Raw genomic sequence first — 19,558 nt, forward strand, 5'->3', positions numbered from 1 at the left:
TTGTTATATTTTTTTCTATTTATTCAAGTTAAAAGTTGAAACCTATATCTATTGTTGTCTCTTTTTCAATAGCTAATTTTATGTCTATTGATTCTAAAGATTTGTCTGCATTTTCTACAATTTCCCGAAGTAATTTTTCATATTTCAGTTTAATTATCTCAATTGTGGCTGTTTCATATTTTGTGGCATTATAACTTATTGTACCAGATACATTTCCTTCGTTTACCACAAAGTTGATTAACAGCGGAAGTCTGCTATAAGACGCACTCATAGGCATTATTTGCAATTGTAGATTTTCATTGACAGAAATGTTTGTATAGCTAAAAGAAGGATTTTGCAATACCAACAATACATCTAATCGTAATTTGTTCTGTACGCTTTCAGGAATATCTTGGTGTTCATCTATCACTAATAGATTTTGGTGCGTTTCTTTTAGTATTTCACTAAGACTATTTTCTGATTTTATACGATTCCTTAAAGGCAAAGTTTTCGCAAACATTCCAAGCTGATTGTGCAATTCAGAATGGGTTCTTCCGGAATTTATGGTACCGATACAAAAATCTTCTTCTCCATACATTTTGTGCACGAGCATACTAAATGTACCCACCAAAAGTGTGTGAAGTGAAATGTTTTGCTGTTGTGCAAATTCATTTAATTCCGAAAATTTAATGGAATCAAACACAAAATCATGATCAGCTCCTATATGTTTCTCTTCATAGTCTTCCCTGTCAAAAGGAATATTGTTTTTCCAGGAATATCCATCCAGATATTTGTTCCAGAATTTTAAATTCGCCTCATTAGTGTTTTTCAGCTGCTCTTGATACCACGCGACATAATCCTTGAATTGAAACATCAATTTGTGATCCTGTAAACTTTCCTCGTTCTCGATTTGCTTGTATTTGTTTACAAACTCATTTACTAAAATTTCTAATGACCAGCCATCCATAATGATATGATGCGTGCAAAATACCAAATAAGAATCTCCGTTTTTCTGATGAAATAACGCCACTCTCAGAAGCGTTTCATTTTCTAAATCAAATGCTCTGTTTACATAATCATGTATCGACTTTATCCTTTCTTTTTCTTCATATAAGAATTCATCAATTGATATCTGTACGATCTCAGAAGAAATTTTTTGATGAGGAATACCTTCTATTTCAACAAAATTTGTCCTTAATATTTCATGCTTTTTTTGCAATTCCAAAAACACCTGATCTAAAACCTTTTTTTGAATTTGACCTCGTATTTTGAATACTGCCGACATATTATAGGATATCGATTTTTCTTCTAATTGCGATGCAAGCCAGATGTTATATTGAGAAGAGGTAATTTCATAATACAAACGCTCAGCTACTGGTATAATAGCACTAGATTGTACGGTTTGTTTTTTCTCAAGATACTTCGCTAATTTTTGTACGGTAGGATAGTCAAAAATATCTTTTAAGGTTATTCTGTAATGCAATTTTTCATCTATACTGTTTATTAATTTCACCGCATTTAGAGAGTGACCGCCAAGCTGAAAAAAATTATCCGTAATGCCAATTTCTGTCTTTATTCCTAATACTTCCTGATAAAAGTTACAGATCTTAATTTCGATTTCTGTAGTCGGCTTTTCATAAGAAAGCATTACTTTCTCTGTCGCTATTTTAGTTTGTGAGAGAGCCTTTCTATCTACTTTTTTATTGGGTGTTAACGGAAATTCATCTAAAGAAAATAGTGCATGAGGAATCATATATTCCGGTAATTCTTCTCTCAATGTATTGATAATCGCGAGAGTATTAAACGTACCAGTTTGTACAATTACATAGGCAATTAACACCGCTTCCTGTCCTGCACTTTGTTGAGCAATTACTATAGCTTCTTTAATATTTTCGATTTGGTTTAACTTCGTTTCGATTTCTCCAAGTTCAATGCGATATCCTCTTATTTTCACCTGATTATCGTTGCGTCCCAGAAATTCTATTTCGCCCTTTTCATTCCATTTTCCTAAATCACCTGTATTATACATTCTCTCTTTTTTATTGAATGCATTTTGAATGAATTTTTCGTTGGTTAACGCTTCGTTTTTAAAATATCCCTGCGCTAATCCGTCGCCACCAATATAAATAGTTCCAACACTACCAACAGGCAGCAATTGCATACAATCATCGAGAATATACAATTGAGTGTTGTGAATAGGTTTACCAATATTTGAAGCTTCTTTTGCCTGAGTTATTTTTTTACAGCTGGACCAAATTGTAGTTTCTGTTGGCCCATACATATTCCATAATTCGGCATTGGTTTCTAGTAACATTTCGGCTAATGCTTCACTTAGTAAATCGCCTCCGCATAAAATTTTGAGTGTTTTATTTCCTTTCCATCCTGCATTATAAAGCATTTGGTAAAAACTTGGTGTTGCCTGAATTATACTCGGTTCAAGCTCTTTTAACTTTGTAACAATAGCCAAAGGATCTGATAAAAGTTCCTGACTTGCTATATATAATTTAGCTCCCGAAATTAACGGCGCAAAAAATTCAAGTATAGAAATATCGAAGGATTGTGTTGTTACCGAAAATAAATAATCGCCTGCTTCTATTTTAGGCTGATGCTGTATACTGATTAAAAAATTCAGTAATGATTGATGACTTATTGCGACTCCTTTAGGGTTTCCTGTAGATCCCGATGTATAGATAATATAGGCAGTGGCTAAAGCCGATATTTTTGCCGATTCTGTTTGTTCTAAATTAATTTCTTCCTTTACAATAACTTCAATATCTATAATTCTGTCCTCTAGATTCAGATTGTGTTTTAGACTTTGAGTTGCTATAATTTGTTGTACGCCACTATGTTCAATAATATACTCTAAGCGATCTTTTGGAAAAGAAGGATCTAACGGAATATAAGCGTTGCCTGACTTTAATATCCCTAGTAAGGTAACTACAAGATTAGCCGAACGATTCATTAAAACCGCAATTGGAGCAGAATCTTTCTCTCTATTTCTTTTCTGTAAATAAGCTGCTATTTTATTTGACAGTAAATCTAACTCGCTATAAGTATACGCTCTGTGCTCGTCTACTAATGCAATTCTTTGCGGATTTTTGTTTACATGCTCATTAAAAAGCGTTATAAAAGTAGCCTCACAAGGATAACTGAATTGTGTTTTATTGAAGTTCTCTACTATTTCCTGTCTTTCTGATTCTGTAATATATTGATATTTTGAAAGTAACTCGACTGGGTTACTAATTACAGCAGAAAGTAAGTTTTCAAAATGAGTTACCATTTTGAGACTATCAGATTCACTAAAATAATTTATATTATAATCAAAGTCAATTTTAACATCTTCCGACTCATCAAATTCCCGAATGTAAATGGCTAAAGCAACACGTTCAGATTGATGTGATAATGGTACTACTCTTGTCTCTGAATTGACAAAATGATCCGCATAATTTTGTTTTTCATAAGATAAAGTGATATTAAAAAGCCTGTCTTTTTCCTGAAATAATTCCAGTTCTTTAATCAACTTTCCTAATGGAAATCGCTGATGGCGATAATCTTGTCGCAATTGTTGCTTGATATTTTTTACCAGATCGCCGAAATTATCCTCAAAATCAAATTGAATTCGCAATGGTGAAACGCCCATGAATAATCCCACCGTTTTTTTGAATATCGATTTGCCTCTGTTTAATACCGGAAGCCCTATTGCAAAATCTTTATTTTGATGTTTTCTGCCAAAATAAAGATACAAGGCTCCTAAAATTACATGAAATGTTGTCGCTCCTAAATCTTTACCAACTTGTTCTAATTGATTATAAACAGCGCGCTTGATTATTATTTCTCTTCTTTTACTTTGATTTGGTTTGCTGTTTTGGTCAATTTTTTCAAATAATCTTTCAGGAAGACTTTCAAATTTTTCTTTCCAATATAACTTATCATCTTCATAATCCTCTGAGACGGCATACGCGCTATCGTCTTCAATAAAATCCTTATACGTAAAAGGATATTCCGTTTCTACTTTCCCGAAACTTGAGAGTTCATTATAGTTTTTTACCAATCTTTGAAACATCAATGAAGTTCCCCATCCATCCGTTATAATATGATGATATACAGAGAATAAATAATGAAGTTCCTCATCTACTTTTACAAGAATAAATTTATGCAGTGCTTTTTTTTCATTTAATTGAAAAGGGATTTCAAACGTGTTTTGCATGAATTCATTTGCCTCCGCATCTGCATTTTCTTTTGATGAAAAATCAACAAATTCCAATGCCATAACGTGCTCTTCAATAGTTTGAATTCTTACCTCTTCATCCAGTTGATTGAGAATACTTCTATAAGTATCATGCTGATTTATGAGGGCTATGTAAGCCTTATTTAATACTTCGTAAACTATAGATCCTTCGATGATTATTTTTGCTCCTATATTATAAATAGGATCTTCAGGATACATCAATTGCTCAAAATAAACATCTTGCTGTGGAAGTGTGAGTTTCATTTTTTTATTATTAAAACAATTATTAAGACTAAGATTCTCTATCTTCTTCATTGATTTGAAAACTATAAAAATGCCTTATCCGCTCAGGCATTTAGACAAAAGTGTTAAACCCAAAGATTTTCACTTAGTTCTTCTTTTGTAGTTGTTTTTAAATCTCTGACGATATTTCCGTAATCAAATTTTACAATTCTATCTGCAAGATGAAAATAAGCATCATCGTGTGTCACCGCTATAATTGTTTTTCCTTCGCCTTTAAGTTTTGGCAATAATTGTTCGTAGAAGTATTTTCTAAAATGAGGATCCTGATCTGCAGCCCATTCGTCAAGTACCAAAACCGGTTTATTTTCCAGCAAGGCAAAAATTAGCGACATACGTTTACTTTGACCTTTGGAGAATCTTCTTCTGGCAGATTCTTCTTTGTCATTTTCAACAATGCCATTTAGTTGCATTGTTTTTAACAACTCAACATATTCCGCGTTATTTTCAAGTTTGTACTCATCATAATTATGAGAGAACAGGTGATTGTCTGTAAATACTGCCGAAATTAAACTTTGTGTTATTTCAGTAACATCTACTTTCTCCACTCCATTCATGACCATAGAACCGCCAGTAGGTTTGTATAAACCTGTCAATAAATTTATAAAGGTACTTTTACCGGATCCGTTACCTCCTACTATAAAGATGATTTCTCCTTGTTTTATCTCAAAATTTATTGGACCTGAAGTAAACGAAGCCGTTTCTTCACTTTCATTATGATACGAAAATGTAATGTCCTTAAAAGTTAACGATTGAAAGTCATGATTTTCCCCGGACTTCGAATTATAGGTATCATCGACAATTTCAAAATCTTTAATAAACTTTTTTATTCTTGCATTTGCCACCATAAATCTGGTATACATTTGTTGCAAGTTGATTATGTTATTGATTGGTCCCGATATGAACAATATAATGACTACATAAGAGATAACGTCTGCTCTTGACAATAATCCCATTTCTGGAAGAATAAAAAGAATTACAGCTACAACAAAGTACAATCCATATTGACTTATTAGATTGATGGACAAAAAGATGTAATTAATTTTAAAATCCAAATCCATAGATTGATTTCTATTTGGAATCAGAAAATTATTCATAAGGCTTTCTCTTCGAAAAAAACTTAGTTTTAATTCCTTAAATCCTTTCATTACATCGTCTACATATTTGTAATAATTCTCATTATATCCTCTTAATTGAGCTACTTGTTTTGACATGGAATTCATGACTAAAAAATAACATCCTGCAACCAGAACAATAAGTGCAATCACAATTAAGGCAGAAAGCGTTGAAAGCGTGAACATATAAACCAAACACAACACCAGCATTAATAAGGAATTTACGGTGTGCGTTACGGTATAGGGTAAAAAAGAAAAAGTACGCAAATCTTCTACCGCGGTGAAAAAACGCTGAGAACCCAGTTTTTCAAGTCTTTGTAAGGGTGCTTTTAAAATCTGCGAAAAAATATGTTTTTCATTGTCATAAAGCAGTTTAAAAGAAAATTTGTTCAGTCTTTTTTGAAAAATAACATTCAATAAATAGCTGTACACTATTATGGAAACAAAAACTATTCCCATATAATCTTTCAGGAAACTCTCTTTTCCAGCCAATATATTATTAATAATATAGACTATACCAAAGCTTAAAACTGTATTTGGAATCGCATACAGTAGCAGATAAAATATTTCTTTAGGTTTTAATTTTAACATCTTTAAATTTGTTTTAATCTTAATTATTAAATTGTTAACTGCTCGCTATTCGCACATTTTACTAGTATGCTGGCTATTTCTTCGGGATACTCGTGTATAAAAAAATGATTTCCCGGTAACGTTAAGCTTTTAAAATTGGCTGTAGTATAATTTTTCCAATTATCAATGAGATGAGCTCTTTTTTCGCTCTCGCCCATTATGGCATGTATTGGACAATCTATTTTAATATTTTGCTCTATAAATCCGCCTGTTTCCAGAACTTGAAAATCTGCTCTGATAATTGGGCCAAAGAAATCATACAATTCTTTGTGCTCCAGTACTTCTTCAGGAATACCGCCCAACTCTCTAAGCACATCTTTAAATTCCGAATCCGGTAATGCGTACCTATATTTTTTTATTTCAGAATCATTTTTATCAAATACTTTTAGTCCCGGTCCGGCGTTTCCTGAGACCACTAATTGTAATGGAGCATCATTTTGCTGTTCCATTTCTTTGACAACTGAAAACCCTAATGTGGCTCCCATACTATGCCCGTAAATAATGTAAGGTTCCTTATTTCTTAAATTTTTTATTTGCGCCACGTAATCCTGTATCGCTTCTTTTTTATTTAATACAAGATTTTCATTATGTCTTTTTCCCCTGCCCGGAAGTTCTAAAGCATATATGCTGACCTTTTTATCCTTTATCTTTCTTTTCAAAAAATCATAGGAATAACAATTTCCTCCGGCAAAATGAAGTAAGAATAATTGCATGTGATTGTTTTTTTTAAGCGTTAAATAACTTTTTTTACATTCTTATTACAAGATTTTTTTAGAATGAGAATCTTATGCATTGGCGATTATCATTTAAATCCTGCTCTTTCAATTACCGTATGTATTTCGATAATTATTTAAAGCAAATAACTTTTTTATCTCCCTCTATCATTTTCAGATTCTCCTGTTGATGTATTTTTGTACGTTATTTTTTTAAGTTTTCCAAAGTTGTAAGACAAGGCAACTCTAACATAACTGGTATTGTACTCTCGATTATAATATATCTGAGTTTCACCTACATTATAGTCACCGGAAGCTATGATAGAATGAAATATATCATTGGCAATTAATCGACATCTTAATGACTTATCAAAAAAGCTTTTTTCTAAACCAATAGTTACATTGTATCTGCTTTTATCATAATATAGTCCATAATATTTTTCGCCCAGATACCAGGCCAAAACCTCAATATTAAATAAATTCTTAACATTAATTGTGTTATTGCTATACAAGTAGATTTGTGGTCTTGGAGACATTACTTGAAAATTATACTGATCGTCGATTAAATTAGTATAACGAACACTTACATTGTTTGTAGACGTTAACCATTTGTTGGAAATACTTTTTGAAATGTTTAAAAAGTAATTATGTCTTTCTTTTAAATTAATTCCTTTTAAAACATAGCTGTTAGGATCGCTGCCTCTTAATGCAGCTGCATCGATTGGATTGGTAGTATAGTCGTAACCTATTTTGAAACTATAACTATTATAATTCGTACTCATTTCTAAAGACTGAGATTTTTCAGGAACCAGATCCGGATTACCCTGTATAGAAGTAAATTGATCCTGGTATATGACATTAGGATTAAGTAATCTGTAGGATACTCTATTTATTCTTGACGAGTACGAAGTATTTAAACTGATTTTATCTGATAATTTTATATTTAACGAAGCATTTGGGAACACATCCAAATAGTTGTCTTTTATTACCTGTTGTCCTTGATCAGACGCTACTGTTAATGAAAAATCCGTTAATTCTGCCCTTGCTCCTATTGAATAAGAAAATCTGTCATTAAACTTACCCCTGTAATTCAAATAAGCTGCCGAAATATTTTCTACATATTTGAAGTCACTTGAAAGAGAATCTTCCTTGGTAAATTGCTGCCCATCAGGAGAACTATAAAAATCTAAAACAGATTTGTTATCCACATAACTAATTTTAGCACCTGTTTCCCATATACTTCCGCTACTTAATACTTTTGTATAATCTATTTGAGTACTGGAAATGAATATTTTATGATCTATTAAATTTTTAAGGACCTCTGAAGAAGCATTGTTTCCTTCACTTTTTGCAAATATCAGATCGTTAATATCATATTTATAACCAGAAGATTGCGTACCAATAAAAAGTGAGGATCCTATTGTGTCCAGAACTGAATTATAATTTACTGATAACGAATTGTAATAAGTTGAATTATCCTTTTTAATATCACTCGTATATAACCCTGTACCTGAATCATTTGTAATCTTGTTGACACTTTCCTGGTTCCCTCCTAATTTTTCAAGATAGCCGCTATATTCTGCTGAAATGTAGTTTTTGTCATTGATGTCATATTGCATTCCTACTCCATAATTAGAATAGTTGTCTAAGTTCCTCTTCCAATCTGTTTTTAAATCAGAGTTTAAAAAGTCTGCCTGAGCATCTCTATTTCTGGTCGTCTTTAATATTTCCCGATCCTTGCCCAACTGAAGAGAATAGTTCCCTAAAAGAGAAAGTTTACCTGTTTTATAATTTAAGTTAGAGCTCGTAAAAGTGTTGAATCCGGCAAAGTCTGAATAACTAACATTTTGATTTACAAAGCCTTTATAACCTGCTTCTACATTTCTTTTCGTCCTAATATTTACAACAGCATTTCCCTCCGCATCGTATTTGGCAGATGGGTTGGATATAATTTCTATTTTATCTATTTGAGAAACTGGTATAGCAGCAAACTGCTCACTGGTAATTTTTACGCCATTTAAATAAAGTACGGCCTGTCCTCTGCCAAAAACAGAAATCCCATTTGCATCTACAACCAGACTTGGCGATTTGCTTAATATTTCACTCAGAGAGTTACTGGCAGCAAGCATCGTATTGGCCACTTTAACTTCAAGCGTCCCATCTGCTTTTTGTCGAACTAAAGAAACTTTTGAACTTACCTTGACCTCATTAAGCTCAAGATGATTTTCTTTTACCTTGATGTTTCCCAATTCAACATTTGCTTTATCCTTATATTTCACATTTATAAAAGTATCGGCAAACTCTATTGAAGTTAGTTTAATAATTACATCTTCCCTGTTTATGTCCGTTAGTACTAATTTTCCATCTAAGAAACTACTCCCTTTAATAACAGTAGAATCAGTTACAGAAAGTGCTACTACATTTCCAAAAGCCGGTTCATTTTTTGAATTAACAACTCTACCTGATATAGATCTGATTGATTGCGAATTTGCATTTAGTGATAAGAAAAAAAGTATTGTAATTATTGTTCCTTTAAATAAATTCATTCTAAATTTTATTTTTTATTATTAATGCTATTGAAATGTTTATTTTTTCTACAGAAATTTTATAAAGTTTTGATTTCTGATATCTGATTTTTGTTTTCATTTTTAACGTCACCATTTAGATAGAATTTAACAATATTACCTAGGTAATGAAAACGGTTATAACTATTTACAAAAGAGACATTTAACTTCTTGATAATTTTCATCGTAGCTTCATTTTGAAAACTAAAATTATTCTCCTCTTCCGCATCGTTTTGTCCTATCTTATATAAATTTAAGCCCACGTTCATAGATTTTTTTTTCATTTGCTCTAGCTTTTGAAGAAATTCATGGTGCTCAATTTTCTTCACATCTAAATCATTTTTTAGAAAAGATGATACAATCTCGCCAAAAGAAAAACCTTTCTCTATATTAAGATGATATGTTTTAAGAGAATTGATGTCAGTCAATGCAATCTCTACAATTAAACCTGCTAAATGGTCTACAGGAGTAAAAATAATTCCTGCATACCAGTTCATAATTTCATCTGAATAATAGCCAACTTCATGAAAATATTTTAACTTAAGACTCATTAAATTTTTACTTAAATCAGAAGGGATAAATCCGTCCTCATATCTTCCGCCAACGTTTGGAATACGGAACACCTTTGCATTATTTTTAAAATGATTTTTAAGATACTCTTCTGCCAATAGTTTTGAAGAAGCGTGAATTAAGTTACCTGCCTCCTGACCGACATTTAAATCAGTTTCATAAAAATTTTTAATTTCTTTTGGCATTGTTTGACCTACTATTCCTATCGTTGAGATCAAATTGAAGTTTTGAACACCATTTGAGTTTGCCCAATCGATACAATTTTTGGTTCCTATGTAATTGATATGATCTTTTGGTTTGTATTGACTAACAAAAGATGGTGAACCTGCCACGTGAAAAACAGTATCAACATTTGCGAGTACATCATTTTGTTCAGCCCCAAAATTGACTAAAGACAGATCTCCTTTCACAATTTGAATTCTTGAACTATGTTGAATCTTAAAGTTCTGATTAAATATTGTCCAAAATTTATCATGCTCTGAATTATAATCGTCTCCTCTCACTAAACATACAATTTGAGCGTCTGTATTTTTAAGTAAATACTCTACCAAAAATGAGCCTACTAAACCTGTAGCGCCTGTGACTACTATTTTTTTCGCTATGATTTTGCTGTATTGTTCACTTTCAATATTTTGAATCAGCAGTTCGTAATCATTCTTTCTGATTTCATCATCAGTTACATTAACAACCTCTTTCTTTTCAGTTTCAATCAAATCCTTAGTCTTTAATTGATTAAAAAGAAATTGAGACAATTCTGTGATAGTGGTGTGGCTGTACATTTCTTCATAAGAAATAGTACTTCCCTTAATTTTACTTTCCACTTCACTCATCATATCTAATGCTGTAAGAGAGGTTCCTCCTAAATCAAAAAAATTATCCTCAACTTCTATTTCTGTGATCTCTAAGATTTCACACCAGACTTCTTTGACAATCTTCGTAATTTGCAATAGCTCATATTTTGTTCTATCCGGAATTATACTGGAAATAGCTTTTTCCTGAACAATTTGTTTTGTCTCCGGCCAAAATCTCTTTAAATCATAATAAGGGAGTTCTGAATCATGAAACATCGGATTAATTTTACTTTTCAGAGCGTTAGCTCCAGCTATTATTATTTCGCTGTACAGTTTAAAACGCTGTAAATCTGTTAGTGTTCCATTTATATTTACTAAATCTAACTTTAAATCATTGAATCGGTCAGGATTTTTATTTGAAAAATCCACAAGTATTACTTTATCTGAGGCATTGTTTATTTCTAAATACTTTTTGAATGCTTCTTCATCAAAAAAAATGTCATTAGCAACGCATAGTTCAGGATTATTAATAAGTTGGAGAGGAGTTATTACTTTATTTACTAACTGTTCGATAATACCTTCTCCTTTTTTGGTAATGAATTTTACCTTTTTATTCAGATTAGCAATCAGATATTTATATAAAACAAATTGAAAAAGTACATTAAGAACTTTATCATTATCTATCGAATCTATGGATTGAGGTATGTTTTTATCCCATTGCAGGCTAATCAATTCATTTTCCTCGAGTATCGAAGTAATTATATCCCTGTTATATTCCAATATATCCAAATCAAGAATGTAAAAAACTGCATTTTCAGGAATACTCTTTTCAGCTGCTTTTAAGTCGTTCCTGAGTATATCCAATGAGGAGAAAACATATCCCTGATTCTCATTTTTTAACTGAAACAAACGATTTGTTTTATGGCAAAATTGACTTATTTGTTCTAAGTTTAAATTTTCAACCTTTTTTAAAATTTGTTTTTTTAAATTATCGAATCTTTCTTTAGTGTCCTCACTGATTTGCAGGTAGAAAAATTCTTTAGTATCAAGCTGTTTTATTTCTTCTTTTTGGAAAACAACCAGGTGTACATTGGTCCCAGTCAATCCAAAGCTGCTAACACCACCTATTCGTTCTCCATTTGTGCCTTCCCAAATAGCATTACTATCCTGAATTTTTACGGGACTATTTTCGGTATTCAGATGCTTATTTAATTTTTTGAAGTTTGCCTGTATTGGTAAAACCTTGTTATTTAATGCGGCTATTAAACGAATTAAGCCCGCTAACCCGCTTAAATAATCCAAATGCCCTATCTGTCCTTTAAATGAACTTATGGAGCAAAGTGCGTTGGATTGATTATCTTCTAAAAAAGCAGCTTTAAGTCCCTCAAATTCGATAGGATCCCCCAGAATTGTTCCCGTTCCATGCGCTTCAATAAATTTAATTTGATTGGAAGAAACCTCAGCATTCCCCCATGCTTTTACAATCACATCTTTCTGTGCATCTGAACTTGGGGCTGTTAAACTTGAAATTCTGGCTCCTCCATGATTTATCCCACTTCCTTTAATAATACCATAAATTGGATCTTTATCTCTTTCTGCGTCCTTTAGACGTTTCAGTACAATACAAACTGCTCCCTCTCCATTCATTAATCCATCTGCATCATCATCAAAGGGTTTACAATGTTGTTTTTTGGAAACCACAGTTGATTCATCAGCAGCTGCTTTAGTAATTGCACTAAATTTTACACCTCCAACTAAAGCCTTGTCACATTCCTTAAAATTTAAACTATGGATAGCATTGTTTACAGCAACCAAAGAAGAAGAACAAGTGGTGTCAATAGCTATAACCGGTCCTCGCAGATCCAGAAAGTTCGCCAATCGAGTTCCTTCAATTCCAAATAATGCATCAAATTCATTAAAAGATAATTCTGAAAAATTAGCATAAGCTGATTTAGATGCTGTGTAAAAAATTCCTGTATTGGAGCCTTTTAAATCTTCTTCTACATATCCGGCATCATAAAATGCTCTTACAGCATGCAATAAAAATAATCGGTGCTCTGGAAATATTTTTGTGGCTTCTCGTTCAGTGGTTCCAAAATATTTATTATCAAACTGATCTATATTAGGCAGATACCCTCCTTGGGACATTTCTACATTCCCAAATCTATTGTAAATATCTTCTAAACGAGTAGATGACAAATGATCTATATATGTTTTACTATCTGTAAGAGACGCTGTTAAGTTTTTCCAGGTTTTAATCCCGGGAAATTCAAAAGACACTCCAATTATTGCTACTGATTCTTGCATAATTATTGAATTATAATTTAATACTAGGCGATAAAATCTAAAAACTCATTGTTTTTATAACTTCCTCTTCCTGATCTGTTTTTAGTTCTTTTTGGAGTATGAATGCTTGTTTTTTAATAGTCACATTGTTAAATAATTCAACTATATTAATTAAAGTTTGAAATTCTTTTTGCAAATGATTTTGAAGTTTAACGACCATAATAGAGTTACCACCTATTTCAAAAAAACTATCATTAATTCCTATTTTGTTAACCTGCAGTAAATTTTTCCATATATCAACCAACTTCTTCTCAACATCATTGCCGGGAGCCTCATAATTATCGGCAAACAAATTATCCATATCCGGCAATTTCAATGCGTCCTTATCCAACTTCCCATTAATGGTTAATGGCAAAGTTTCCTTACTGACTATCAAACTTGGCAACATATATTCCGGAAGATGAGCAGATAAATAATCCATTGTACTTTCCTTACTATATCCCTCTAATGGAACAACAAAGGCTACAATTCGTTTATTTTCTTCATCTCCAATTGTTAGTGCAGCTGCATCTTTAACATAGCCTGAATTAAGGATTGCCAGTTCAATCTCTTCCAGTTCTATTCTGAATCCCCTTATTTTGACCTGTGAGTCACCTCTTCCTAAAAATTCGATGCTACCATCTGGTAACCAACGTCCCAAGTCACCGGTTCGATATAATTTGATTTCAGCATTATAGGGATTATCAATGAATTTTCTTGAAGTTAAATCTGCTTCATTTAAATAACCTGACGACACTCCTTCTCCCCCAATACAAATTTCTCCCAGTAAACCAATAGGGGTCAAATTGTCCGATTTTGGAGAAAAAATATAAATCTGACGATTATTGATTGGTTTCCCTATAGAAATAAAAGTATTTAAGTCTTTTATTTCATGGTAGGTAGCGCAAACCGTAGTTTCAGTAGGGCCATACGTATTGTATATTTTAATTTTGTCCCATATCCTGTCAATATATTTTGGTTTTAAAACATCACCACCACTAATCAAAGCCCTGAATTTAAAATTATGATGATCATATACTTCATTGATATACTGGATAATAAAAGGGTTTACACTTAATACGGTGACGTTATGTTTCTCGCATAAATCCAATAGATGATTAAGATCTTTCTTTGATTCATTCATTACCAATAAACCTCCACTTATAAGTATTGGGAAAATCTCCTCAATTGAAGTATCAAATGATGTACTTGACTGCTGAACAATACAATCATCAGCATTAATTTTGAAATAATTTTTAAATGTTAGTACATAATCAACTAATGATCGGTGTAAAATAGGCACTCCCTTAGGTTTTCCTGTTGAACCAGATGTGTAGATAATGTAAGCAGTATCATTTGGATCGACATTCGCCTCAAATTCGTCTTTATAGTTCGCTTTAGAATCTCTAAAATTTTGAAGAATTTGATCCTGAATAACTACTTTACAATTACTATCAGCATAAATCAACTCTTTTCTCGAAGCGGAATAATCAAGATCTATTGGCAAATAAACAGCTCCTGTTTTCAGAATTGCCAGAAAAGATACAATCATTGCCGAATCATTATTTAACTCAACGCCAACTATATCTCCAGTAGAGATTTCAAATTTATCTTTTAAGAAATTTGCAAATTGATTTATCTCTTTATCCAGTTGCCCATAGGTAAAGGTGGTCCTGCTATCTGTAATAGCTTTATTTGATTGATTATTACGAACACTTTCACTGAACAATTCCAATATGGTGCGCTGCGGATATTTTGTAGACGGTTGATTAAAAACAGCTAAAATTTCATGTTCTTCTTCACTGGAAATGAGAGCGGTTTTGCCTACTATATTTTCAGAAGCATCGATATAATTTAGTATAATTCTATCTATAAATTTATGGATTCTTTCTAAGGATAGCTCATTCTTAAATTCTCTTTGCAAGGTATAATTAAACGCAAACCTGGATCCTGAAGTATTTACATCTATGTCAAAATAGGTGTTGGTTGATTCGTGTGATTTAATATTCAAATAATTTTGAACCACCTTTTGCTCTTTTTTATCCACACCATTAGTTTCCAATTCCTCGTAAATGTGAAAATCAACGTAATTAAAAAGTACATTAATTAATTGTGATTGACTTCCAGATTCCGCATTAGCCAGCTTATTAATCTCTAAAAAAGTCAGATCTTCATAACTTTTTAAGCTAAGTAATTTGTCATCAATACCTCTAAAATATTCTTTCCAACTAAGGTTTTCAATATCATTTAGTCTGTTTCTAACCGGAATCGTGTTCAAAAAGCACCCTAATAATTTATCCCCATCTTCAAGAGAGGGACGATTATTACCAACTAAACCAATCATAAAATCGTTTTCTGCTGACAGCAATTTTATAGTGTAAACCAATGCGCCATAAACTAGCGTTTTTAACGTAATCTGATCTTCCTTACATTTTTTCTGCAATTTTTCTTTAATAGCTCTATCGTAACTTATTGAAAATTGCTGGTAAGTACCTTTAGTATTAAAAATGTTAAGATTTTGAACACTTTTAATTTCATTTCCCCAAAAATCGATATTTTTTTGACATTGCTTTTTAAACAACTCTTCAATAACAGCCTCTTTATTAGATGTTTTCAGATAAGTTATTTCATAGGTAAGGTCGTTTGATACTTGTTTATAAATCTGAAACAACTCCGTATAAAGAGAAGCAATACTCCATCCGTCTAAAATAGAATGATGAAATTGAAATAATAGCACTTCATTGAAGGGTGAAATAGTAAATAAATGAATTCGCCAAAGTGGAGCAGTCCTAACATCAAAAGGTACTTTACGTTCTGAAACCATAAAATCATTAATAAATTCTTCCTGCTCTTTTGAACTTACAGTTTGAATATCTGATTGAGTGATTTTAAAATCAATTTCTTTTAGGACAATTTGAATTTCTTCACTATAATTTACCAAATCAAAACAGATTCTCAAAATGGCATGTTTAGCTACTAATTTTGATAGGGCTTGCTCCAATAACTGCAAATCAACTTTTGGAATCTGGAATACAAACTGATCATGATAAATTCCACTCGCTGGATTAATTGACGACAACAAGACCATCCCTTTTTGAATATCATGCATCGGATAGACGTCTTCAATTAAATCACTATCCTCCCTTACATTTAATACCTCGTATTTTAATTTCTCAACTTTCTCAATGATTTGCGCACTTAAAAGATCATCCTGATTCGAAATTCCTTCCGTTTTAGCGATTAAGTTACTTAAAGCTGCTATCGTATTATTTTCATACAAATTTCCGATTGTAATTTTAGTTTTAATCGCTTTATTAATCTTGCTAATCAGTCGTATAGATACAATAGAATCTCCTCCTATACGAAAAAAGTTATCATGAATACTTACTTTATCTAATTTTAAAACTTCTTCCCAAATAGCTGCCAATTCTGATTCCATTTCGTTTCTTGGAGCTTCATAGCTTGAAACATTTATCTCTTCTTTGAGCTCTAATAAGACTTTTTTATTTAGTTTTCCACTGCTCGTCAAAGGAAGATTCTCCATCTCTATCAACAATCCCGGAAGCATATATTCAGGTAATCGGTTTTTTAAATACCCATACAAATCCTCTTGTTTGTAACTTTCTCTTGGTACCAGATAAGCAACCAGATATTTTCTTGAAGATTGGTCTTCTTTTACCAAAACAGCCACATTTTCAACAAAACCTGATTCTAATATTCTGGTTTCTATCTCGCCTAATTCTATTCTGTTTCCACGGATTTTTACCTGATTGTCGATTCTGCCTATATAAGCTATTTCGCCATTTGGTAACCATTTTGCTAAATCTCCTGTGCGATAAATTCTCTGTCCTTCATTAAACGGACTTGCGATAAATTTCTCTGCAGTAAGTTCAGGTCTGTTCAGATATCCTCTGGCAACCTGAACGCCTTCGATTAACAATTCTCCTGGAACACCTACAGGTAGTAAAGACAGGTTTTTATCAACTATATAAATTTTAGTATTCGCTACAGGTTTACCAATTGTAACTCCAGATTCTTCTGTATTTACATCGGTTAAATCAATAGACGTAACATCAATCGCAGCTTCAGTTGGTCCATATAAATTATGAAGACGAACCCCTGGCAATTTGCGCTTAAATTCTTCAACCATAACGGCTGGTAAAGCTTCTCCACTACAAACCACATGTTTTAAACTTGCGCATTTTTCAGGATCTAATTCTTCAAGGAAAATACCCAACATCGAAGGAACAAAGTGCAGAATACTTACTTGTGAATCTGCGATTAAATCCAAAAGATAAGCAGGATCTTTATGTCCGTCTGGTTGTGCAAATACCAATTTACATCCTGTTATAGATGGCATTAAAAGTTCCCAAACGGAAACGTCAAAAGTATAAGGTGTCTTTTGCAAAATGACATCGGCTGAAGTGATTTTAAGATCATCACGCATCCAAAGCAATCTGTTGTAAAGTCCGTTATGATCGTTCAAAACTCCTTTTGGATTTCCAGTTGAACCTGACGTATAAATGGCATAAGCCAAATTGTTTCCTAAAACTTTTGCGCCAATAACTTCTCTGCTGTAATTGTCTTTTTCAACTTCGAAAGCTTTAATAAAAGCCTCATCAATGCAAACTTTATATCCACTATCTGATTTGATATATTCTAATCGCTCCTCAGGATAATTTGTATCTACAGGAACATAAGCTCCGCCTGATTTTAAAATACCCAATATTGCAACTAGCATATTCGCGCTGCGCTCCAATTTTATTCCAACCAAATCATTGTGTTTCACGCCAAAACGATCTACCAGATAATTTGCCAATTGTCCGGTACGAATATCAAGATCTTTGTAACTCAATGTTGTATCCTGATAACTTACAGCAACCTCAGCCGAATGATTTTGAACACTTGAAGCGAATAAATCTAAAATCGTTTTATCTGATTCATAACTAATATCAGTCGCATTAAAATCTTTCAACAAAGCCAATTCTGCTTCTGATACGAAAGTTGTATTGCTTAATTTTGTGTCCGGAGCATCCAGATAAATCGCCAAAATCTGAGTGATATAATTGTGAATTTGAACTAACGAATATCCTTGTTCTAATTCTCTGGTCAGTTTAAAATGAAATTCTAAAGAGCCTTCAAAAGTGTCAATGATATTAGCATCCAGAAAAGTATTCGTTACCTCAAAAGACCTTAGTTTTATATTCTTTTGTTTCATAAGGTACTTCGTTTTCGAAGTCGCCACATTAAGATCCTTATAGACATTATAAAAATCTATATGATTAAATAATATATCAAAAAAAGGATTTCCGTCACCAATTCTTTCTCCTGCAATTTTTGAGATTTCAAACAAAGTTGATCTGTCTTTTGTCTTAAGAATTCTCATTTCTTCCTCGATACTTTTGAAATACTCTAACCATGTTGAATTCTCATATTCGCCTAAGGAAAGTTTCATTGGCAAAGAGTTCAAAAAGCATCCTAAAACCTTATCTCCATCTTCTATTATTGGTCGCGTATTAGAAACAATTCCTACTACAAAATCTTCTTCAAGCGAAAGTGTTTTCAGAACATAAACGAAAGCTCCGTAAACTATATTTTTATAAGATAGTCCATCTTCTGCTGCTTTCTTTTTTAGTTTTTTTGTCACTTCCTGATCAAGGAATTTTCTAAACTCTTCAAAAGTAACTTTAGAAGTAAAAATACGAGGCTTGTTATAATTGCTTAATTTATCTTTCCAAAATTGGATTGTATCCGGATTATTTTTTTCGGCAATTTCCTCAACAACCGCATCTTTTACCGAAGCTTTAAGTGGCTCAGGTTTATAATCTTTATTGTTTTCTAATTCCGAATAAACATTAAAAAGTTGTGTATTAAATGTTGCCATACTCCATCCATCCAATACAGCGTGGTGAAACTGAATCAAATAAACACTATTGTTTTCATCCAAATTAAACATGGCAATTCGCCACAAAGGAGCAATTTTAAAATCATAAGGTCTGTAACGTTCCTCCTGCATGTATCTTTTAATATACTCTTCCTGTTTGTCCTCACTAAGTTCTGTTAAGTCAACGAAATTAAATATTGGATCTACCTTGTCGTAAACGATTTGTAACTGTTCTGTGTAGTTTTCTAAATCAAAGCCTGTTCTCAGAATTGGATGTACTTCCATCATTAATCTTATAGCATGTTCAAAACGCTCGACATTTGTGATTCTTGGAACATAGTACACAAACTGATCGTGATAAATAACATCTCCAGTATTTTTTAAGGTGGTGAATACCATTCCTTTCTGTACATCGTTCATAGGATAAACATCCACTATATTTTCTGTTTTCATTGCTTA

6 protein-coding genes are annotated in these 19,558 nt (G+C 32.3%); all 6 read right to left on the reverse strand.

Translation table 11 applies throughout. The features are described 5' to 3' along the window. Positions 1-28 precede the first annotated feature (28 nt). Entirely contained in the window at positions 29-4,471 is a 4,443-nt protein-coding gene (locus tag CLU81_RS02975) for a non-ribosomal peptide synthetase (protein ID WP_099708464.1), read from the reverse strand. Positions 4,472-4,575: 104 nt separating this feature from the next. Then, a complete protein-coding gene (locus CLU81_RS02980) occupies positions 4,576-6,213 on the reverse strand; it encodes a cyclic peptide export ABC transporter (protein WP_099708465.1) in 1,638 nt (545 codons plus the stop codon). Positions 6,214-6,239: 26 nt separating this feature from the next. After that, entirely contained in the window at positions 6,240-6,965 is a 726-nt protein-coding gene (locus CLU81_RS02985) for a thioesterase II family protein (protein WP_099708466.1), read from the reverse strand. A gap of 155 nt (positions 6,966-7,120) precedes the next feature. Then, positions 7,121-9,511: an outer membrane beta-barrel protein gene (locus tag CLU81_RS02990; RefSeq protein WP_099708467.1), complete on the reverse strand. Its 2,391-nt coding sequence runs from the start codon at positions 9,509-9,511 to the stop codon at positions 7,121-7,123. 59 nt (positions 9,512-9,570) lie between these two features. After that, the gene (locus CLU81_RS02995) at positions 9,571-13,197 is read right to left on the reverse strand and encodes a beta-ketoacyl synthase N-terminal-like domain-containing protein (RefSeq protein WP_099708468.1); all 3,627 of its coding nucleotides are present in this window, start codon (positions 13,195-13,197) and stop codon (positions 9,571-9,573) included. A gap of 37 nt (positions 13,198-13,234) precedes the next feature. After that, positions 13,235-19,552: a non-ribosomal peptide synthetase gene (locus tag CLU81_RS03000; protein ID WP_099708469.1), complete on the reverse strand. Its 6,318-nt coding sequence runs from the start codon at positions 19,550-19,552 to the stop codon at positions 13,235-13,237. Positions 19,553-19,558 lie beyond the last annotated feature (6 nt).

It is taken from the genome of Flavobacterium sp. 9 (assembly GCF_002754195.1).
In the GTDB taxonomy this organism is placed as follows: domain Bacteria; phylum Bacteroidota; class Bacteroidia; order Flavobacteriales; family Flavobacteriaceae; genus Flavobacterium.

Bases quoted from the DNA above. Each gene is read 5' to 3' on its own strand.
- CLU81_RS02975 (WP_099708464.1), bottom strand. From the start codon at position 4,471: ATGAAACTCACACTTCCACAGCAAGATGTTTATTTTGAGCAATTGATG.
- CLU81_RS02980 (WP_099708465.1), bottom strand. From the start codon at position 6,213: ATGTTAAAATTAAAACCTAAAGAAATATTTTATCTGCTACTGTATGCG.
- CLU81_RS02985 (WP_099708466.1), bottom strand. From the start codon at position 6,965: ATGCAATTATTCTTACTTCATTTTGCCGGAGGAAATTGTTATTCCTAT.
- CLU81_RS02990 (WP_099708467.1), bottom strand. From the start codon at position 9,511: ATGAATTTATTTAAAGGAACAATAATTACAATACTTTTTTTCTTATCA.
- CLU81_RS02995 (WP_099708468.1), bottom strand. From the start codon at position 13,197: ATGCAAGAATCAGTAGCAATAATTGGAGTGTCTTTTGAATTTCCCGGG.
- CLU81_RS03000 (WP_099708469.1), bottom strand. From the start codon at position 19,552: ATGAAAACAGAAAATATAGTGGATGTTTATCCTATGAACGATGTACAG.